The organism is Streptomyces sp. NPDC048650 (assembly GCF_043199095.1).
Lineage (GTDB): Bacteria > Actinomycetota > Actinomycetes > Streptomycetales > Streptomycetaceae > Streptomyces.
Map to the genome: position 1 here is coordinate 313,869 of NZ_JBICVM010000005.1, position 19,874 is coordinate 333,742.

Here is a 19,874-nt window from a genome sequence, read left to right on the forward strand (position 1 = left end):
ACCGGAAGCGAGCGGGCGCCCCGCGCCCCGATCCTCCCGTCGATACCCACAACGGCACCTCACCCCGGCACCGAGCCCCCGCCCCGCACCCGGCGCGCAGGCCCGCACAGTGCCGGCACCCCACCCTCTCCCCGGAGGCACGCATGAGCGGTCGTCGGAGCCTGGTCTGGCTCGGGCTCACCCCCGAGCCGGAACGGGAACTGCCCGCCACCGTCGCCGCCCTGCGCACCGCGGCGGGGCACGCGACGGAAACACCCGCCCAGGCGATGCGGGACGAACGCGGCCGCGTGGAGCGCCTGGTGCTGCACGGCACCCAGCGCGGCTGGCTGCGCTACCTCACCGAGGTGACCCGCCTGGTGACGGCGGTCGCCGACGGATCCCGCCCCGGCGACCGGCACGCCGCGCTCCTGGCGGCCGAGGTCGTGCTCGACCACCACCGCATGCTGATCGGCCTCCCCGGCCCCGGGTACGGGCGGACGGCCGCGGACCGCACAGCGCTGGAGGGCGCGGTGCGCACCCTGCGCGCCGCCGCACCGGACGGAGACCGAGGATGACCGGGACCCACTCCCTGACGCGACCGGGAACCCCCACCGTGCTCGGCGCCGCCCCGGGGACGACCGAGGATGCCGGGACATACACGGCCACCGGCGGCTACGGCACGGCGACCGGGCCGGCCGAACTGCTGGAACTGATCGCCACCGCCGGGCTGCGCGGCCGCGGCGGCGCCGGCTTTCCCACCGCGGTGAAACTGCGTGCCGTCCGCGACGCCGGCACCCGCCCCGTCGTCGTCGCCAACGGTGAGGAGGGCGAGCCCGGCTCGGTCAAGGACCGCTGGCTGCTGCGCGCCCGCCCCCACCTGGTCCTGGACGGGCTGGAGCGCGCCGCACAGATCACCGGCGCGGACCGCGGCTACGTCTACCTCTCCGACGCCGCGGCCGGCGACCGGGTCCGCCGCGCCCTCGCCGAACGGGCACCGGGGCTGGAGGTGGAGGTCGTCGACACCCCGCACGCCTACGTCGCCGGGGAGGAGACCGCCGTGGTCCGGCGGATCAACGGCGGCCCAGCCCTCCCCACCGCCAAGCCGCCTCGACCCCACGAACAGGGCGTCGGCGACGCACCGACCCTCGTCGCCAACGTCGAGACGCTGGCCCGGATCGCGCTCATCGCCGCCCGGCCCGACCAGCGGCACCGAACGGCCCGCACCACACTGGTCACGCTCGCCGGCGGCGGCGCCGATCCGCTGCTCGCCGAGGTCCCCTACGGGCAGACGCTGCGGAGTCTGGCGGCTGCCCAGGGCAGCACCGAGCCGTCCGGCGCCCTGATGGGCGGCCTGTTCGGCGGGCTGATCGGCCCCGGCAGCCTCGGCCTCGCCCTGGACCCCGACACCCTCACGGCCGCGGGCACGGCACTGGGATGCGGGGCGCTCCGCTTCCTCGCCCCCGGCGAGTGCCCCGTCTCCCTCGCCTCCGCCGCCCTCGCCCATCTCGCCGCAGAAAGCGCCCGGCAGTGCGGCGTCTGCGTCGCGGGCACCGGAGCGATCCGCGACACGGTCGGCGCGCTGACCACCGGCACCGCAGCCCCTGACGTCGCCGACCGGCTGCACCGCTGGTCCACCTCGCTGCCCGGCCGCGGTGCCTGCGGCCTGCTCGACGCCGCGGCGGGCACCGCCGGCAGCCTCCTGCGCGCCTTCCCGCACCTCGTCCGCTCCCACCTCGGCAACGCCTGTCCCGCCTGTGCCGCGCCCGCCGCCCGGCTCACCGTCGCCGTACCCCTCGTCGTCGGCCCCGTCGTGCCGCACCAGCGAACCGCTCCCCGCTCCCGCTGAAAGGAAGCGCCCCGTGAAACTCCTCCTCGACTCCACCCGCTGCCAGGGCTACGGCCTGTGCCACGAACCCGCACCGGACCTCATCGACCTCGACGAGTGGGGCTATGCCTCCGTCGTCGCCGAGCCCGCACCGGGCCCTGCCGAGGACGTCGCACGCGACGCCGTCGCCGCCTGCCCCAACTCCGCGCTCCGACTGGCGAGGTGACCATGGGACGTGATCTGTCGGCCCTGTTCGACCCCACGTCGGTCGCGGTGGTCGGAGCCAGCGACGACCCGGCGAAGTACGGGCACGCGGTCGCCGCCCAGGCGCTGCGGGCACCCGGCCGCCGCCCGGTCCATCTCGTCAACCGCCGCGGCGGCACGGTCCTGGGGCACACCACCGCCCCCTCGCTCGCCGCCATCGGTGAACCCGTCGACCTGGTGGTGATCTCCGTACCGGGCCCCGGGTTCGAGGCGGCCGTCGACGACGCACTGGCCTGCGGGGCCCGCGCCCTCGTCGGCATCACCGCCGGCTTCGCCGAGACCGGTCCCGCGGGCCTCGCCCGCCAGCAGGCCATCGCCGCCCGGGTACGCGACGCCGGCGCCGTCCTCGTCGGGCCCAACTGCCTCGGCGTCGCCGACAACACCACGGAGCTGTACCTCGCCTCGGACCGCTTCGCGCCGGGTGACGTCACCCTGCTCAGCCAGAGCGGCAATCTCGCACTCGAGCTCCAACTCCGCTGCGCGCCCCACGGCCTGGGATTCGCGCGCTTCGTCTCCCTGGGCAACCAGGCCGATGTCACCCTCGTCGACCTCGTCGAGGACGCCGCCCGGCACGACGCCACTCGGGCCATCGCCGTGTACGCCGAGGACTTCGGCGACGGTCGCGCCTTCGCCGAGGCCGCCGCCGCTGCCGGCAAGCCCGTGGTCCTGCTCACCGCCGGACGGGGCACCGCCTCCGCCCGCAGCGCGCAGTCCCACACCGGTGCCCTGACCACCTCCGCCGACGTCGTGACCGCCGCCTGCCGCGACGCCGGGGTCGAACTGGTCGGCACGCCGAGGGAGATGGCCGTCGTCCTCGCCGCGCTGAACGGCCGCCGCCGCTCCGCCGGCCGCCGCACCGCGGTCTGCACGGACGGCGGTGGCCACGGAGCCATCGCCGCGGATGCCGCCGAGACCGCGGGGCTGGCCGTCCCCGAACTCACCGAGGAGGCCCAGCGCCAGCTCCGGACGCAGCTGTGGGAACAGTCCGCGGTCGGCAACCCCGTCGATCTGGCCGGCATGGGGGAACAGGACCCGCACTCCTACGGCGACACCGTCACCGCCCTGCTCGCCCTCGACGAGGTCGACTCCGTTCTGCTGACGGGGTACTTCGGCGGCTACTCGGCGGCCACCGGCGGCCTGGGCGGGCCGGCGGGCGAGACCGGCACCGCGGGCGGCGGCAGTGCGCTGGCCGCAGGCGAGCTGGAGACCGCGCGCCGGATGGCGGACCGAGTGACGAGCACGGCCAAACCCCTGGTGGTGCAGTCGATGTTCCCGGACTCGCCCAGCTGCCGGACGCTGGTCGAGGCCGGAATACCGGTCTTCGCCGCCACCGAGGACGCCGCCCGGGCACTGACGGCTCTGACCGTCCCCGCGCCCGGTGGCCCTCGCGGCGTGCGCCCGCTGCCCCCGGCGGCACCGCCGCTGCGCCACGCCGGATACCACGACGTGCGCGCGCTGCTCGGCGCCGCCGGCGTGCCGTTCCCGGAGGCGCGGGAGATCACCGACGAGGCCGGACTGCTCGCCGCCGCCGACGCGTTCCCCGGCCCGTACGTCCTCAAGGCCCTCCACCTCCTGCACAAGTCCGACGCCGGCGGAGTCGCCCTGGGCCTGCCGGACCGCGACGCCCTCCTGGCCGCCTACCGGGACATGCACGCCCGGCTCGGCGCCGGCTCCTACTCGGTCGAGGCGATGGCCGACCTCTCGGACGGCGTCGAGCTGATCGTGGGGGTCAACCGCGATCCCCGGTTCGGCCCGGTCGCCATGGTCGGCCTGGGCGGAGTGCTCACCGAGGCGCTGCACGATGTGGCTTTCGCGCTGGCGCCCCTCCCGGCGGCCCGCGCCGCACAGCTGCTGGCCGGGCTGCGGACCGCCTCGCTCCTGCAGGGCGTCCGCGGACGGCCCGCGGTCGACGTGGCCGCCGCGGCCGCCGTCATCGAACGCATCACCACGCTCGCCGCGGCCCACCCCGAGATCGCCGAGATCGAGGTCAATCCGCTGCTCGTCCGCCCGGACGGCGCCCTCGCCCTCGACGCCCGCGCCGTACTGGCCTGACATCCCGCCCCCCCCGCACCCCCGCCCGCCCGCCGCTCCGGAGGAGACATGGACTTCCGTTACACCCCCCGACAGGCCGATCTGAAGGCCCGCGCCGCCGCCTACACCGAGCTGCTGTACCCGTACGAGGACCAGGCCGAGCAGGCCGGCGGACCGCTGCCGGCCGAGACCGTCCGCGAGCTGACCCGCGCCGCCATCGACGCCGGTGTCTACGCCATCAACATGCCCGAGAAGTGGGGCGGCCCAGGGCTGTCCCTGCTCGACCAGGTCATCGTCGAGGAGGAGTTCGGCAAGGTCACCAACTGCCTGTGGGACATCCCCTGGCGTCCCGCCAACGTGCTGGCGTACGGCACCGAGGCCCAGCGGGAGAAGTATCTGCTCCCCGTCATCCGCGGTGAGCGCTTCGACGCCTTCGCGGTGACCGAGCCCGGCGCCGGCTCGGACCCCGGATCCGGCACCAGCACGGCCACCCGCACCGACGGCGGCTGGCTGCTCAACGGCGAGAAGTGGTTCGTGACCTGCGGCGACATCGCCGACTTCCTGCTGGTGCAGGCGGACGCCGGACCGGAGCGGGCCGCCACCCTCTTCTTCGTCGACAAGCAGGCACCGGGCCTGCGGATGACCCGCGTGCCCCGCTTCATGCACTCCGCCGTGAACGGGCACCCGGAGTTCACCTTCACCGATGTCTTCGTCCCCGACGACGACGTCCTCGGCGGCGTGGGCAACGGCTACGAGCTGACCAAGGAATGGTTCACCGACGAGCGGCTGATGATCGCGGCCCGTACGACGGGCGCCGCGGAACGGGCCCTGCAACTGGCTCGCGACTGGGCGGTGGAGCGCAAGCAGTTCGGTTCGCGGATCGCGGACTTCCAGCTGGTGCAGGGGATGCTCGCGGACTGCGCGGTCGACATCGCGGTGAACCGCGCCTACACGCACCAGGTCGCCTGGGAGGCCGACCAGCCGGGCGTCGACGGCAAGACGCTGCACGCGAAGGCCTCCACGGCCAAGCTCGCGGCCAGCGAGGCGGCGGGGCGGGTCATCGACCGCTGTGTGCAGATCTTCGGCGGGCGGGGCTACGACCGCTCCTACCCCGTCGAGCGGCTCTACCGCGAGCTGCGGGTGGACCGGATCTGGGAGGGCACCTCCGAGATCCAGCGCCTGATCATCGCCAACGAGCTCATCAAACGCGGCACCCGCGCCCTCAACCTCCCCCAGCCCTGAACCGCCGCCCGATGCCGACCCGGCCCACCACCACCTCCGAGGACTGACATGGACTTCCGTCTCACCCCGCGCCAGGCGGACCTCAAGCGCACCGCGCGCCAACTGACCGAGACCCTCACCGCCTACGAAACCGACTGCGAGGAGAACAACGGCCTCACCCCCCAGGACCACGCGGCCATCCGCGACGCCGTCCTCGCCAGCGGTCTGCAGGCCGTCAACATGCCGCAGGAGTGGGGCGGCGCCGGGCTCACCATCCTGGAACAGGCCATCGTCCAGGAGGAGTTGGGGCAGCTCACGGGCGCGCTGTGGGACACCGTCTGGCGTCCCGCCAACGCCCTGCGCTTCTGCACGCCCGAACAGCGCGCACGCTTCCTCGAACCGGTCATCCGCGGCGAGCGCCGGGACTGCTACGCGGTGACCGAACCCGGTGCCGGATCCGACCCGCAGAACCTGGCCACCGTCGCGACGCGCACCGCCGACGGCTGGACCCTCAACGGCGAGAAGTGGTTCGTCACCGTCGGCGACCACGCCGACTTCATGATCGTGCTGGCCGCGGCCGGCCCGGACCGGGAGCCGACGCTCTTCCTCGTCGACAAGGACACACCGGGCATCGAGATGACCCGGGTGCCCCGCTTCATGCACACCTTCGTCTACGAGCACCCCGAGTTCACCTTCACCGACGTCCGGGTCCCCGATGACACCGTCCTCGGAGGCATCGGCAAGGGCTACGACATCACCCGGTCCTGGTTCACCGAGGAGAGGCTGATGATCGCGGCCCGTACGACGGGCGCCGCGGAACGCGCCCTGCGGCTGGCCCGTGACTGGGCGGTGGAGCGCAAGCAGTTCGGTTCGCCGATCGCGGACTTCCAGCTGGTGCAGGGGATGCTCGCGGACTGCGCGGTCGACATCGCGGTGAACCGCGCCTACGCCCACCAGGTCGCCTGGGAAGTGGACGAGGGCTCCGCCGACGGCAAGACGCTGCACGCGAAGGCCGCCATCGCCAAGCTCGCGGCGAGCGAGGCGGCGGGGCGGGTCATCGACCGCTGTGTGCAGATCTTCGGCGGGCGGGGCTACGACCGCTCCTACCCCGTCGAGCGGCTCTACCGCGAGCTGCGGGTGGACCGGATCTGGGAGGGCACCTCCGAGATCCAGCGCCTGATCATCGCCGGTGAACTGGTCAAGCGCGGCACGGGCGTACTGCAACTTCCCACCGCCCCCTGACGGTTCCGGCGTGCCCCGGCCACCGGGGGAGGGGCACGCCGGAACCAACCCCGCGGCACCACCGCCGCACGCTCACCTGCCGGACCGTCAGCGCACCCGCCGGGCGGTCGGCGCACCTGTGGAGGAGGACCGTTGTCCGAGAATCCTGTCGAACGGATCGGCGTCGTGGGCTGCGGCCTGATGGGATCCGGAATCGCCGAGGTGTGCGCCCGCGCGGGCCGCGACGTGCTCGTCGTCGAGACCGGCTCGCGCGCGGCGGATGCCGGACGGGACCGGATCGCCCGCTCGCTCGAACGCGCCGCCACGGCCGGCAAGCTCTCCGCCCGGCAGCGGGACGACGCACTCGCCAGGGTCACCGTGGCCACCGACCACGATGCGCTGGCCGACCGCGATCTGATCGTCGAGGCCGTCGCCGAGGACGAGGCCGCGAAGCTGGCCGTCTTCGCGCGGCTGGACGCGACGGTACGGCGCCCGGACGCGATCCTGGCCACCAACACGTCGTCCCTGCCGGTCATCCGCCTGGCCGGCGCGACCGAGCGCCCCCAGCAGGTCATCGGCCTGCACTTCTTCAACCCCGTTCCGGTGCTGCCGCTCGTCGAGCTGGTGCCCTCCCTGCTGACCGGCGAGGACACCGTCAGCCGGACTCGGTCCTTCGCCGTGGACGTCCTGGGCAAGCAGGTCGTCCACACCGCGGACCGCGCCGGCTTCGTCGTCAACGCACTCCTCGTCCCCTACCTGCTGGACGCGGTGCGGATGGTGGAGTCCGGCGTGGCCACGGCGTCCGACATCGACCGGGGGATGCGCCTGGGCTGCGCCCATCCGCTGGGCCCGCTCGCACTGGCCGATCTGATCGGCCTCGACACGACGCGGGCCATCGCCGAGTCGCTCTACGCGGAGTTCCGCGAGCCGCGCTACGCGCCTCCGCCGCTGCTGGCCCGGATGGTCGACGCCGGACTGCTCGGCCGCAAGTCGGGCCGGGGCTTCCACCACTACCGATGAGTGAGTGTGCGACGACCGGATGACCGGGCCGCGACGACGACCGGCGGAGGCGACGTGCGAGAACGTGCGCGGGGGACGATGCGGGAAGATGGAAGGAGACGGGCCCATGGAGCCCGCCGAACGCCGACACCGACCCGGGGAGCACACACGTGGCCAAGGCTGAACGCACTCTCGAAACGCGGGAACGGATTCTCTCCGCCGCGTGCGAAGTGATCGCCGAGGTCGGCTTCGAGAAGATCCGCATGCGCATGGTCGCGGAACGCGCCGGGGTGTCCACGGCCCTGCTGCACTACCACTTCGAGAACCGCGAGCGGCTCTTCACCGAGGCGATGACCCACTCCTTCGGCCAGACCGGCACGGAACTGGAACGCGACGCCGACACCGTGCCCGCCTCCGTGGTCCTCGCCCGCATCCTGCACAACATGCTTCCCACGGACCCGGAGCTGCAACAGGACTGGCGTCTGTGGCAGGAGCTGTGGGTCAGGGCCCTGCGTGACGCGTCGGCCCAGCACCTCGCCGTCGACCTCTACGACCAACTGCACGCCTGGATCAGCCAGGCGATCCGCCGGGGCATCGACTCGGGCGAGTTCACCGACTGCGATGTCGAGGGGACCAGCACGCTGCTGCTGGCGCTGAGCGACGGCTTCGGCATCCGGCTGATGCTGGGCGACCCGCGGATCGACCTCCCTGCCGCCCAGGCCGCCATCTGGCGCGCCGTCGCGGGCACCCTCGGCGTGCCCGAGACCTTCCCCGACATCTGAGCCCGGGGTCCGGCCGGCGGCCCGGGCGGTTCGGGGCGGTTCGGCGGACCGGCGAGGACCTCCAGGGGTGCGCACCGCCCGCGACGCGGCGTGCGGCAGGATGGCAGCTGGCGCCGGGACGTCCACGGACGTCCCGGCGCATTCGCAGTCCTAGAGACAAGCAGGTGCCAAGATGACGAAACATCACATACCGCGCTCCGCAGGGCCATTTCACCGGACAGCGGGAGCCGGCCGGTGAACCGTGCTGTCACGCTGCACGACCTGATCGTCGCCGGGGCCGCACTGGTCGCCGGCGTGGCCGCCGGCCTGTTGCTGCGAGCGAGCCTGAAGTGGTTGGGGAAGCACGCCCGCAGGACGCGGTGGAGCGGGGACGACGTCATCGTCGATGCGTTGCGGGCCGTGGTGCCCTGGGCGGCGCTGTGCGCCGGCCTGGCGGCGGCGGCCGCGGCCCTGCCACTGGCGGCGACGGTCGGACGTACCGTCAACCGGACGCTGACCGTGCTGCTCATCCTGGTCGTGACCGTCACCGCGGCCCGGGTGATCACCGGTTTGGTGAAGACGCTGGCCCAGTCCCGGTCCGGCGTGGCCGGGTCGGCCACCATCTTCGCCAACATCACGCGGATCGTGGTGCTGGCGATGGGCATGCTCGTCGTGTTGCAGACCCTGGGCATTTCCATAGCCCCGCTCCTCACCGCCCTGGGGGTGGGTGGCCTCGCGGTCGCCCTGGCGTTGCAGGACACTCTCGCCAACCTCTTCGCCGGCGTGCACGTCCTCGCCTCGAAGACGGTCCAGCCCGGTGACTACATCCGGCTCAGCAGCGGCGAGGAGGGCTATGTCGTCGACATCAACTGGCGCAACACCGTGGTGCGTCAGCTCTCCAACAACCTGGTGATCATCCCCAACGCCCAGCTGTCCGGCACCAACATGACCAACTTCACCAGGCCGGAACAGCAGCTGTCGATCCTGGTGCAGGTGGGAGTCGGCTACGACAGCGACCTCGAACACGTCGAGCAGGTCACCACCGAGGTCGTCAAAAGCGTGATGACCGAAGTCAGCGGCGCGCTCCCCGACCACGAACCGGCCGTCCGCTTCCACACCTTCGGGGACTCCAGGATCGGCTTCACGGTGATCCTCGGGGTCGGCGAGTTCAGCGACCAGTACCGGATCAAGCACGAGTTCATCAAGCGCCTGCACCAGCGCTACCGGGCCGAGGGCATCAGGATTCCGGCCCCGAGGCGCACCGTGGCACTGCAGCAGGCCGACGGCCCCGCGATTCCGCACCAGCGCGGGACGTCGGACCCGGTGCTGTAGCGGGAGGCGGCCGCCCGACTCCGCTGACCGCCGCCCCTTCCGTACGGGCCCGATCGAGCCCGTGCGGAGGGGGGTGCGCGGGTCGGTCAGACGGCCGCCGGCACGACGTTGGTGGCGTCCACCGTGGTGCGCAGGGCCCGGGCGAGCCGGACGCCGTCACCGACGACCCAGAAATGGGTGAAGAACAGCCGGGGTTCGTCCCTCAGGCCGTGATTGTGCAGCTCGACGAGGTCGGCTCCGGCACGGCGCAGGGCCACCAGGACGTCCTGGACCTCGTCCGCGATCATGGCGCAGTCGCCGCTGATCGCGGCTCTCCCGCCGCCCAGCGGCTGGAAGTTGAACGAGCTGGTCGACCCCAGGCCCGGCGGGAGCACCAGGTCGCCGTCGGTGATGGTCTCCCGTCGGACGAAGATGCACTTGTAGATCCCGCCGTCGGTGGCACCGTTGACGCCCAGCGCGGCATCGATGCCGGCGGTGTCCAGGTCGACGGGCTGCGGTGGGGGCGACGGCAGCGGGGCAGGGGTGCCGGTGCGGTCGAACGCCGCCCGCAGGCCGCGGGCGAGGACCACCGGGTCGTGGCCGTGCCCGTGGATGTGGATCCACCAGACGTCGGGGCTCTGGGAGAGCAGATGCTTGTGGATCGCGGTCTGTTGGATCCCGTTCTCGTGCAGGGCGTCGGTGAACTGCTGCAGTTCATGCTCGGTGACCACCACATCGCCCATCACCAGCGTGCTGCCGTCGTCGTAGCGGACGAAGGACACGTGCGACCCCAGGGCGAGCGCCGGTTCGACGCGCACCCCACGGGAGACCACCAAGAGGTCCCGGCGGGGGAGGCCCGTGTGGTACATGACCTTCCGCTTCAAGTCGCCTGATCGTCCGAGGGCGTCGGCCACGCCACTCCAGTCCGATAGGGCGGTGGGCACCGGCCTGACCAGGCCGCTGCGCGCCTCGGTCGTCGTCCTGGTGGACAGGGCGTGAGCGGGGGTCGTCGTCCCGGCCAGGATCGGCGCCAGGGCCGCCGTGGCCAGTACGCGTCGCCGGGACGTCTCCACTCGCGGGCAGTTGTCCTGCTGTCGGTTCCGCGCCATCACGTGTGCATCTCCATGACGCGATGGAAGCACGGCGGACCGGTGACACCGGCATCACCGACACCCCATGGGGCCAAGTGGGCCAAGCAGTCATCGCGAAGGGTGAGTCCGCCGGGCGCGAGCGACGGCCGCCGACCGTCGCTCGCGGCCTCGCGCGGGTGCCGCGGTGGCGGGGCTGTGCCGTCGGGCGGAGGGCGAGGGCAGCCGGCGCCGGCGTGCCGTACGTCCTCCGCGTCGTCCTGTGCCGGTGCGGACGCATCGTCCTGTGCCGGTGCGGAATCGAGAAGCACGGCGATGCCGTCCTCCGCGCGCTGGTCGAACACGTCCGGCGCAGCCGCGCGTGTTCGGATCGTCCCTCAGGGCGAAGCCGATGACCCTCTTCGGGCAGGGGTGACGGGGGCGAGCCAGAGCCCGGTGAGCGCGTCGACGAGCCCGGTGGCGTACGCGGGCCAGCTGGGCCGGGCGGTGTGGGCGCCGTCCGCGAGGGCGCGTTCGCGTTCGGCGAGCATCTGCACCAGCAAGTGGCCTGCCATGTCACCGCATTCGAGGCGTACGGGGAGCGGCAGATCGGGCAGGCACCGGTTCAGGCCGTCGAGGTGCGCCGCACGGACGGGCCGAACGTCTCGTCGATCATGACCTCGCGCAGCACCGGATCGGTCATCACCTGGGCGGCGAACCGCCCGTACCAGGTGGGGCTGCCCAGCTCGGCCAGGTGCTCGGTGCCGGGACGGACCAGACAGGCCACCCAGTCGCGCACCTCTCCGGATCGCCGGTGTCCGTGAGCATCTGTTCCCGCAGTACGGTGCCGGACACCTCGACCTCCTCGCGTACGTACCGCGGCATCCCGAACCCGGGATTGGCGTCGAACCGCAGGACTTCCTCCACCGCCGTACGCGCCAGGGACGGGTCGGCCAGGAGCTGTTCCCACCGTCGGCGGTCGGCGAGGAGCAGGGCCGTCATCTTGCCGATCATGTTCGCCGTCGTCTCGTGCCCGGCGATCAGCACGCCTGGCCGGTGGCCACCAGTTCGGTGTCCGTCAGCCGCCCGCCGTCGGCGTGGTCGCGGTGGTCAGGGAGCTGAGCAGGTCCTCGCCCGGCTCGGCGCGCTTCGCTTCCAGATGCGCTGTCAGGTAGGCGTGGAACTCCGACTGCGCGGCGTCGATCTCGCTCTGTCCGTAACGGGTGAGGTTGAGGAGCATGTCGGACCATCGTGCGCGACGTCGCGTGCACTGCAGTTCAGCCCGTGGAGACACCCCCGCGTGATGATCTCGCCACCGAGGACCGGCCAAGCGACTATGGGGCGGGGTGCCAGGGGGCGTCGGTGCGGGTCGGGCGCGCGTGGGTGGCGAGTCGCAGGGCGTGGATGCTTCGGTACCCGTCGTCGGGTACCGGTCCCAGATAGTGATGGCCGGTCATGTGGCACCAGGCGGGCAGGTCGAGGGGTGCGGCCGGATCCGTCGTGATGACGTGCACGAGGGTCCCCGGCGGGGCCGGGTCGATGGCGGCGCGCAGGCGCAGGAGGAGCGCGACGCAGAGCAGTCCGGTGCCGTCGAGGGTGATGTCCGGTTCCGGCGCGGAGGCCGGGGGCATCGGTGACGAGGCGGTCATACGGCTGCCTTCCTGGTCGGTGGCATGGGCGGGAAGCCCATTGCGTTCCTCACTTCTGATCGGACTGATCGGACTGGTCGACCTGGCCTGGGACTTCAGGGGCGGAGGAGCAGCTTGCCCTTCGTCCGACGGCCCAGGAGGTCCTCGTGTGCATCGCGTGCCCGTCCGAGGTCGTACTCCGAACCGACCAGCGGCCGCAGGCGGCCCCGCGCCGTGAGGTCGAGCAGTTCTTCCAGTGCCTTACCGCCCGCCCCGTTGCGGGTGATGAGCGGAACGAGCCAGAACCCGCCGACCGTGATGCTCTCCACCGCGAGGCGGCTCGGCGGGAGCGGGGTGGCAGCCTGGCGGGACGAGGCGCCGTAGGTCACCAGCCTTCCGAGATACCCGAGTGCGTCCAGAGCGGAGTCGAGGACCGGACCCCCGACGGCATCCAGGATGACGTCGACCGGCTGCCCCTGGTTGGCGTCGAGGACTCGTTCCCGGTAGCCCGCCGCCTCGCCGTCGATGGCCACGTCGGCGCCGAGTTCGAGGGCGAAGGCACGCTTCTCCTCGGACGACGCCGTGGCGATGATGCGGCCTGCCCCGAACTCGCGGGCCAGTTGCACGGCGAGGCTGCCCGTCCCGCCCGCAGCGGCGTGGACCACGACGCTCTCCCCGGGCCGCACGCGGGCGACCGACCGCAGCAGATGCCACGCCGTCAGGCCCTGCACGAGCAGAGCCAGTGCCGCACCCGCGCTCACCTCCTGCGGCAGCACGACCAGATCGCGGTCGGCGACGACAGTCCTCGCGGCGTAGCCACCCTGCGGGACGTAACCGAGGACCCTCCGGCCGTCCTCGGTCCGGCCGACGACTTCCATGCCGGGGATGTGCGGCAGTGGCCCCTTCGGCGCATACGGTCCGTCGGTGTGCTCGCCCGCGATCTGCTTGATGTCGCCGAAGTTGACGCCTGCGGCCTCCACGGCGACCAGGGTCTCGCCCGGCCCCGCCACCGGGTCCGGCACCTCGGCCTCCTCCAGAACCTCGGGACCACCGAACCGCTCGAACCGCATGGCACGCATGAACGCCCCTCCCGCGTTGATCACCCTTGCCGCCAACCTATCGGCACTCGTCGGTCACGACGGAGAGAAGGGGCAGGCGTGCGACGAAACGGCCTGGGCGTGGGCGTTCAGGAGGCGTTGGCCGGTGCGTCCGCGTGCCGGTCAGGGCCGCCGATGATCGGCGGGACGTCGGCGGTGGACGCCTTGACGAAGCGCGGGCCGTCCGGTCCGTACACCGCGCGCGGCTCGGGGAAGACGGACAGCAGGGCGAGGTAGAGCACCGCCGCGAGGGCCAGGCCGACCGGCAGGGAGACATCGGCGCCGTTCGCGAGCTCGCCGAGTGGGCCGACGAACTGGCCGGGCAGATTGGTGAAGAGCAGCGCCACGACGGCGGACACCAGCCAGGCGGACATGCCGCGCCAGTTCCAGCCGTGCGTGAACCAGTACCGGCCGCCGCGCTGGCGGCGGTTGAAGACCTGGAGTGCGTCGGCGTCGTACCAGCCACGGCGGGTGGCGTAGCCGAGGACCATGACGATCATCCACGGCGCGCTGCAGGTGATGATCAGCGTGGCGAAGGTGGAGATGGACTGGGCGAGGTTCAGTGCGAAGCGGCCGACGAAGATGAACGCGATCGACAGGGCCCCGATGAAGAACGTCGCCTGGACGCGGCTGAAGCGCGGAAAGACGCTGGAGAAGTCCAGTCCCGTGCCGTAGAGCGACGTGGTGCCGGTGGACAGGCCGCCGATCAGAGCGATCAGGCAGAGCGGCAGGAAGTACCAGCCGGGTGAGACGGCGAGGAGTCCGCCGACGTAGTTGGGGGCGGCCGGGTCGACGTAGCGCGCGGCCCTTGTCGCGATGATCGATGCGGTGGCCAGCCCGAAGACGAACGGCAGAAGTGTGGCCAGCTGGGCGAGGAACGCGGCGCCCACCACCCGGCGACGCGGGGCCCCGGCCGGGATGTAGCGGGACCAGTCGCCGAGGAACGCGCCGAAGGACACCGGGTTGGACAGCACGATCAGCGCGGAGCCGATGAACGACGGCCAGAACAGCGGATCGGCCGTCGAAGCGAAGGAGCCCGCGTAGCCGGGATCGAAATCGCCCGCGAAGGCGACGGCGCCGAGGACGAAGAGGGCCGATGCCGCCACCACGGCGATCTTGTTGACCAGCAGCATGAAGCGGAAGCCGTAGACACAGACCACCAGGACGAGCCCGGCGAAAACCGCGTAGGCGATGCCGTAGGACACGTCCGACTCGGGGACACCGGCGAGTCGGTGGGCGCCGCCCACGAGCGCGTCGCCGGACGACCACACCGAGATCGAGAAGAACGCGACGGCGGTGAGCAGCGAGAGGAAGGAGCCGACGACCCGGCCGTGCACCCCCAAGTGGGCCGAGGAGGAGACGGCGTTGTTCGTGCCGTTCGCCGGGCCGAAGAGGGACATCGGGGCGAGCAGTATCGCGCCCGCGACCAGGCCGAGGACGGTCGCCGCGAGGCCCTGCCGAAAGGACAGCCCGAAGAGGATCGGGAAGGCGCCGAGGACACAGGTGGCGAAGGTGTTGGCACCGCCGAAGGCCAGCCGGAAGAGATCGAGGGGGCGGGCGGAACGGTCCGCGTCCGGGATGCGCTCGACGCCGTAGGTCTCGATTTCGGTGATCGACGTCGTCACGGGCGCCACCTTCTGTTCATGGACGGGGAACGGCCCCACAGTCTGTGGCACGCCGCTGACCAGCGACAACGGGTGACGGTCAGAGAAGCGTGAGGGTGTGGTGTGTGCCCGGTGACAAACCGAGGGCGGCGCCGGCGGACCGTCGCCCGGAGGCCGGGTGGCCGACCCCGCGCCACAGTGCGCGGCCATTCGGGGGTATGCACAACTCCTTTAAGGTTTCAGATCGTTCTTGGAGCGAAAAGAGGTGTGAACGGCGAACGGCAAGGATTGAAGAGGTGATCGCTGGTGGCGGTGAGCTGGGCCAAGAGAATTGTCATTGCCGAGCCCGCGCCGAAGCCGGCCCGGTTTGCCAGGTACCTTGCGCCTCATTGGAAGGGGCTGATGTGCCTGGAGAGTGAAAACGGCGTCGGGGTCATTCCGACGATCGCCTTTTTCATACTGATCGCCTCAGTCGTCTTCGGTGCAGGTGGAGCAGGGTTCGCAGGGCTCATTGAGGCGGTGTGGGGGTGTCACTGCCTGGCGCGTTCGTGGGTGGGTTTCGACATCGGCGTCGGATTCATTCTGAGCATCTCGTACTGGTTCGTGGGCCGATACGGATTGCGGTTCTACGAGGCCGATCCGGCTGCCAATCCACTATGGCGACTGGTATCCGTAGGAAATACTGCTTGGCGTTCGCTCCCCGGCCCGCACCGTGAGTCGCAGGTTCCGCGATTGCGGGCGCTCAATGCCGCCGCCCGAATCCTCCTGACGGATCCCGAGGATGTGCACACCCTGGCAGCGTTGACGGCGCACACGCAGGTACTGCGGCGCCTGTCCACCACCGTTCTCGGAGACATCGGGTCCGGGCCACCGGAGTCGGCCTCTCCTGCCCTGCCCGCCGCACCCGCCCCGTCCGGAACGCCGCCGGGCATCCGCATCAGCACCGCCCCGGCCACCGGGTGCGGCACCCGCTTCCCGTCCGTGCTTCTGCAGCGGACGACTCCCCCCGACAGCCCCGATTGAGGGCCCGGCGCAGCACCGGTTTCCAGGCCCCTGGCACCAGGTCGGGGCGCTCGTGTGCGCAGGCGTCGCCGAGTCCGAGGGCACGGTGCGCGCATCGACAGGTCGTTGACGGTGCGTTCGTCGCCGTCGAACAGGTGAGGGAGCAGGGCGGTCTTGCCCGCTCCGAGGGAGCCCGACCGGACGGTGACGGGCAGTCGGGTGTGCGTCGGGCCGCCTCAGCTCTCGGGTCGCAGCAGCCCACGCTCGTACGCCTTCGCCAGTCGCCGAGGCACCAGGTAGCCGGAGCCGTCGACCGTGATGGGCACGAGCTGGGGGGTGCCGGCCTTCCACTGGGCGCGGCGGTGGCGGGTGTTGCTGCGGGACATCTTCCGCTTGGGGACGGCTATGGCTCTCTCCTACGTGCGTGACGGGGGGACGGGGACGGCCACGTTATATGAAAATGGATTCCATGTTCAAATAGCGTCGGTGTCGGTGAGAGTCACCCCGCAGCAACAGACCCACCCTTCTCCGCCGACGCGGGCATCGGCGTGCGTCCCGGGCGCCGCGTGCGTCCCGGGCGCCCGACGGGCCGGGCGGACGGCCCGACCCGTCGGGCCCGGGAGCGGTCTTCGGGAGGTCTTCAGGCGGATGTGCCGGCCGCGACGGCGAAGTCGATGGTCGAGGAGATGGACCGGATCACCGCTCCGGGGGCGTCGAGCAGTTCACGCTCGCGCTCCGACAGCTGTTGACGTTCCCACCGCCTGGCGGCGTGATAGCGGAGGATGCCGTCGGCTTCCCGTGGATCGATGCTCAGGCGCCGGGCCTCCGTCTCGACGAGGTGCGCGGGCGGGTCTGCCGGCGGTGCGGACTCCCATGCGGTGAGCAGGCGTCGGGCGTAGGGAGCCAGCGCCCTGCCGGCTGACGTGTACGTCTCGACCAGATGCAGCATGGGCGTTCCCGAAAGCCGTTTGCGCCACGAGGGGAGGATCTGCGTCACCTCACGGACGAGCCGCTCCTCGCACACCAAGCGCTGTGTGAGCCAGCGACCGCCGGCACCGCTCAGGGGCGGCATCGCGGCCGGCAGGGGGTCGGCCTCCAGGGAATCATGGCACCAGCGAAACGCCTCGCCGAGGGCGATTTCGTCCTGGGTCGGCACCCAGGTACGCAACGCGAAGCTTCGCTCGATCTCGCTCAGCCTGTCGTTCATCATCCTGTGACTCCTCTACGGAAGAGCGCCGTTCACACGGAAATTGTCAGCCAATGTGGCGGGGATTCGCCGCGATGGGGCGTCGCAGTCCGAACGTTGGAAGGAAATGTCCGATTCGGTGCGGAGTGATGCGCCATAGCCCATCGACAGATTGCGATGTGGTCACGGCCCCGCATTGTTCCCGGTTGCCGGGGCACATGGGGTGAGCCTTGTCCGGACTGCAAGCAGGGGATTGTGATGACGAAGGCGTTGGCGTCGGCAATGGACCACGGAGCGCTCGACGCGCGTTCGGGGCGGGGTCCGGCAGGAGAAGCGGCGAGCGCGCTCCTGCTCACGCTGGCCGGAATGCGGCTGCGGGCCTGGTTCGTGCGGCTGCGCGAGGTCCCGACCCGCCGCTGAGCCGACGGCCTTGGCGCCGCCCACGGACAAGAAGCAGCGCCCTCAGCGCCGCCCCTTCTGCCACAGCGTGGTGATCCGGCCCATCGCGTCGACGGCACGGGCGGCGCGCCGGTCGTCCGTGCGCAGCCGGTTGCTGAACTCGACGTGCAGGAACGGCACATCCTCCGCCGCGGCCCTGGAACCCTGGACGTTGGTGTGCCCCTCCAGCGGGCACGAACGGGCCCACGCGCGGCACACCGCGAAGTCGTGTGCGCGCAGCGCGTCGGCGAGCGCGCGGCCGTCGCCGAGTGCCACCCGACCCCGCCCCGTCGAGGCGATCGCGTCGTAGCGGGGCGCCGACCCGTCGGCGAAGCCGTGCACCTGGAGGCCGGGCAGCCCGCGCCGGGCGAGTTCGGCGCAGACGGCGTCGAAGACGGTGTCGCGGCGATGTGCCACATCGGCCGCGTCACCGTCGCCGGCCTTGCGGTGTGCCCCGGCGATCACCAGTACGCCACCGGACGAGCCGCGCAGTACGCCCACACCGAGCCGCTCCGTCGCGCGGTCCGCGACCGGGTGCGGGATCTGCACGGACCAGCGGGCGGGGCCGTCGAGTCCGACGTACACGCGCCCCCAGCCCCGCGGCCGGGGACCGTCGTCGGTGGCGTCGGAGACTTCCGCGTACCGTCGCCCGGTGGTGCGTTCGGTGATCGTGCGCACCCTGAAGTCGACGTCGGAGAGGGTGCGTTCCGCCTGTCGGCGGTTGCCGTCCAGGAGCAGTGCGACCCCACCGGCGATCTTGGCGCGGTCCTGGCGCGACGGCCGCCGATAGCCGGTGTCCTCGCCGAACCGAGCCGTATAGTCCGTGACTCGGGCGAGCAGGTCCGCGCCGGCCGGGGCGCTGTTCGCGGCGCGGGGCCTGTCGTCGGCGCGGCGCGGACCCGGCGCGCACGACACCAGAGCGGTGAGCGCGGTGCCGACGACCAGCAGCATTGTTGCAATTGTTATCGTTTGTGTCCGATTGGCCGCCATAGTTGTATAAAGATAACCCGGTGACCAGACGCACCTCTCGCGCCGCCCGCCAGGCGCTGCCAGGCATAGCCCTCTTCGCGCTTCTTGTGGGGACGGCCGCCTGTGGACCCTTCGGCTCGGACGACGGCAAGTCGGCCGCCTCGGACGGCCCTTCGTTCACCGTCGCCGCGGCAGGTGACATCCTCGTCCACCCGCAGCTCACCGAGCAGGCGCGCAAGGATGCCAGGGCGACGGGCCACGGGGTGCGGGGCCTGGACTTCGATCCGCTGCTCGCCGGGGTCGAGCCCGTCATCAGCAAGGCCGATCTCGGCATCTGCCACTTCGAGGCGGTGGCGGGCAAGCCGGAGGGCCCCTTCGAGAGCTTCCCGACCTTCCGGGTGCCACCGCAGATCGCCACCGCGGTCAAGCACGTCGGCTACGACACCTGCTCCAGTGCCTCCAACCACACCTTGGACCATGGGGCCGGCGGTGTCACGAACACGCTGAACGTGCTGGACGAGGCCGGCCTGAAGCACACCGGCTCGGCCCGCAGCGCGGCGGAGGCGGCAAAGCCGCTGATCATGGACGTCAAGGGCGTCAAGGTCGCGCAGCTCTCGTACGCCTCCATGTTCAACGGCAACGAGATCCCCAAGGACAAGCCCTGGCTGACCAACCAGGCCGACTTCGAGAACATCGCCGCGGCCGAGAAGCGGGCCCGCAAGGCGGGCGCCGAAGTGGTGATCCTGAGCATCCACTGGGGCCGCGAGAACCAACCCAACCCGAGCCGGTCACAGCTGACCCTGGGCCGCAGGCTGGCCCGCGAAACCGGCATCGACCTGATCATCGGCCACCACGCGCACGTCGTGCAGCCGATGGAGAAGGTCGACGGCACCTGGATCGCGTACGGACTCGGCAACGAGATCGCCCGCCACGAGGTGCCCACCGGTCTGACGGAGGAAGGCATCATCGGGTGGTTCGAGTTCACCCGGCGGGGCGGTGAGTGGGACGTCCGGGCGAAGTACGTGCCGACCTTCCTCCAGATCCCGCCCGACCCGGACGAGTCGGGCGAGGTGCCCGACGGGGCGGTGCGCGACCACCGCCTGGTGGACCTCGCCGCCGCCCTCAGGGACGGCCGGGGCCTCACCGCACAGCAGCGCGCCCGCTATCGCCTCGCCTTCGAGCGGACCGAGGGCACCGTGTTGAACCTCGGCGCGACCAAGGACGGCCTGGAACCGCTGGAACAGCTTCCGCGCTGACCCGAGGGCCGGTGT

22 protein-coding genes are annotated in these 19,874 nt (G+C 71.8%); 12 read left to right on the plus strand and 10 right to left on the minus strand.

Annotated features, from left to right (window positions below; all coding sequences use genetic code 11):
• The first annotated feature begins 143 nt into the window (after positions 1-143).
• From ACGFML_RS16590 to ACGFML_RS16630, 9 genes are all read left to right on the plus strand, one after another.
• Positions 144-554, plus strand: coding sequence for a hypothetical protein (locus tag ACGFML_RS16590; RefSeq protein WP_393544263.1), 411 nt, complete (start codon positions 144-146; stop codon positions 552-554).
• Positions 551-1,825 carry an NADH-ubiquinone oxidoreductase-F iron-sulfur binding region domain-containing protein gene (locus tag ACGFML_RS16595; protein WP_393544265.1) on the plus strand — a complete coding sequence of 425 codons (1,275 nt, stop codon included), beginning with the start codon at positions 551-553 and terminating at the stop codon, positions 1,823-1,825. Before ACGFML_RS16590 ends, ACGFML_RS16595 begins: the two co-directional genes overlap by 4 nt.
• 13 nt (positions 1,826-1,838) lie before the next feature.
• Positions 1,839-2,030 carry a ferredoxin gene (locus ACGFML_RS16600; RefSeq protein WP_393544267.1) on the plus strand — a complete coding sequence of 64 codons (192 nt, stop codon included), beginning with the start codon at positions 1,839-1,841 and terminating at the stop codon, positions 2,028-2,030.
• A gap of 2 nt (positions 2,031-2,032) precedes the next feature.
• Complete coding sequence (locus ACGFML_RS16605; RefSeq protein ID WP_393544269.1) at positions 2,033-4,120, plus strand: acetate--CoA ligase family protein; 2,088 nt, start codon at positions 2,033-2,035, stop codon at positions 4,118-4,120.
• A 48-nt stretch (positions 4,121-4,168) separates the two neighbouring features.
• Positions 4,169-5,341 (plus strand): acyl-CoA dehydrogenase family protein, encoded by a 1,173-nt coding sequence (locus ACGFML_RS16610; protein ID WP_393544270.1) that lies wholly within the window; start codon positions 4,169-4,171, stop codon positions 5,339-5,341.
• A 48-nt stretch (positions 5,342-5,389) separates the two neighbouring features.
• The gene (locus ACGFML_RS16615) at positions 5,390-6,562 is read left to right on the plus strand and encodes an acyl-CoA dehydrogenase family protein (RefSeq protein WP_393544272.1); all 1,173 of its coding nucleotides are present in this window, start codon (positions 5,390-5,392) and stop codon (positions 6,560-6,562) included.
• A 180-nt stretch (positions 6,563-6,742) separates the two neighbouring features.
• Positions 6,743-7,561 carry a 3-hydroxybutyryl-CoA dehydrogenase gene (locus tag ACGFML_RS16620; protein WP_393544688.1) on the plus strand — a complete coding sequence of 273 codons (819 nt, stop codon included), beginning with the start codon at positions 6,743-6,745 and terminating at the stop codon, positions 7,559-7,561.
• A gap of 149 nt (positions 7,562-7,710) precedes the next feature.
• Positions 7,711-8,322, plus strand: a complete 612-nt coding sequence (locus ACGFML_RS16625) for a TetR/AcrR family transcriptional regulator (protein WP_393544274.1) — start codon at positions 7,711-7,713, stop codon at positions 8,320-8,322.
• Between the two features lie 234 nt (positions 8,323-8,556).
• Positions 8,557-9,633, plus strand: coding sequence for a mechanosensitive ion channel family protein (locus tag ACGFML_RS16630; RefSeq protein ID WP_393544276.1), 1,077 nt, complete (start codon positions 8,557-8,559; stop codon positions 9,631-9,633).
• Positions 9,634-9,719: 86 nt separating this feature from the next.
• Here the strand turns inward: ACGFML_RS16630 and ACGFML_RS16635 are convergent, their stop codons facing one another.
• From ACGFML_RS16635 to ACGFML_RS16665, 7 genes are all read right to left on the minus strand, one after another.
• A complete protein-coding gene (locus ACGFML_RS16635) occupies positions 9,720-10,721 on the minus strand; it encodes a DUF1259 domain-containing protein (protein ID WP_393544278.1) in 1,002 nt (333 codons plus the stop codon).
• A gap of 356 nt (positions 10,722-11,077) precedes the next feature.
• Positions 11,078-11,254: a hypothetical protein gene (locus tag ACGFML_RS16640; RefSeq protein WP_393544280.1), complete on the minus strand. Its 177-nt coding sequence runs from the start codon at positions 11,252-11,254 to the stop codon at positions 11,078-11,080.
• Positions 11,255-11,304: 50 nt separating this feature from the next.
• Positions 11,305-11,478, minus strand: coding sequence for a hypothetical protein (locus ACGFML_RS16645; RefSeq protein WP_393544282.1), 174 nt, complete (start codon positions 11,476-11,478; stop codon positions 11,305-11,307).
• A gap of 279 nt (positions 11,479-11,757) precedes the next feature.
• Positions 11,758-11,919 (minus strand): hypothetical protein, encoded by a 162-nt coding sequence (locus ACGFML_RS16650; RefSeq protein ID WP_393544284.1) that lies wholly within the window; start codon positions 11,917-11,919, stop codon positions 11,758-11,760.
• Between the two features lie 94 nt (positions 11,920-12,013).
• Positions 12,014-12,328 (minus strand): sulfurtransferase TusA family protein, encoded by a 315-nt coding sequence (locus ACGFML_RS16655; RefSeq protein ID WP_393544286.1) that lies wholly within the window; start codon positions 12,326-12,328, stop codon positions 12,014-12,016.
• 95 nt (positions 12,329-12,423) lie between these two features.
• A complete protein-coding gene (locus tag ACGFML_RS16660; RefSeq protein ID WP_393544288.1) occupies positions 12,424-13,386 on the minus strand; it encodes a zinc-binding alcohol dehydrogenase family protein in 963 nt (320 codons plus the stop codon).
• 107 nt (positions 13,387-13,493) lie between these two features.
• A complete protein-coding gene (locus ACGFML_RS16665; protein WP_393544289.1) occupies positions 13,494-15,029 on the minus strand; it encodes a purine-cytosine permease family protein in 1,536 nt (511 codons plus the stop codon).
• 285 nt (positions 15,030-15,314) lie between these two features.
• Here ACGFML_RS16665 and ACGFML_RS16670 point away from each other — a divergent pair, with 285 nt between their 5' ends.
• Positions 15,315-16,031, plus strand: coding sequence for a hypothetical protein (locus ACGFML_RS16670; RefSeq protein WP_393544291.1), 717 nt, complete (start codon positions 15,315-15,317; stop codon positions 16,029-16,031).
• 215 nt (positions 16,032-16,246) lie between these two features.
• Here the strand turns inward: ACGFML_RS16670 and rpmF are convergent, their stop codons facing one another.
• Together rpmF and ACGFML_RS16680 are read right to left on the minus strand one after the other, a co-directional pair.
• Positions 16,247-16,417, minus strand: a complete 171-nt coding sequence (gene rpmF, locus ACGFML_RS16675) for a 50S ribosomal protein L32 (RefSeq protein WP_393544690.1) — start codon at positions 16,415-16,417, stop codon at positions 16,247-16,249.
• Positions 16,418-16,650: 233 nt separating this feature from the next.
• Complete coding sequence (locus tag ACGFML_RS16680; protein WP_393544293.1) at positions 16,651-17,220, minus strand: hypothetical protein; 570 nt, start codon at positions 17,218-17,220, stop codon at positions 16,651-16,653.
• A gap of 234 nt (positions 17,221-17,454) precedes the next feature.
• Here ACGFML_RS16680 and ACGFML_RS16685 point away from each other — a divergent pair, with 234 nt between their 5' ends.
• Entirely contained in the window at positions 17,455-17,616 is a 162-nt protein-coding gene (locus ACGFML_RS16685; RefSeq protein WP_393544295.1) for a hypothetical protein, read from the plus strand.
• A 42-nt stretch (positions 17,617-17,658) separates the two neighbouring features.
• On the opposite strand, the gene ACGFML_RS16690 is transcribed toward ACGFML_RS16685, so the two are convergent.
• Complete coding sequence (locus ACGFML_RS16690; protein WP_393544296.1) at positions 17,659-18,585, minus strand: hypothetical protein; 927 nt, start codon at positions 18,583-18,585, stop codon at positions 17,659-17,661.
• A 59-nt stretch (positions 18,586-18,644) separates the two neighbouring features.
• Between ACGFML_RS16690 and ACGFML_RS16695 the strand changes: the two genes are divergently transcribed.
• Entirely contained in the window at positions 18,645-19,859 is a 1,215-nt protein-coding gene (locus ACGFML_RS16695) for a CapA family protein (RefSeq protein ID WP_393544298.1), read from the plus strand.
• Positions 19,860-19,874 lie beyond the last annotated feature (15 nt).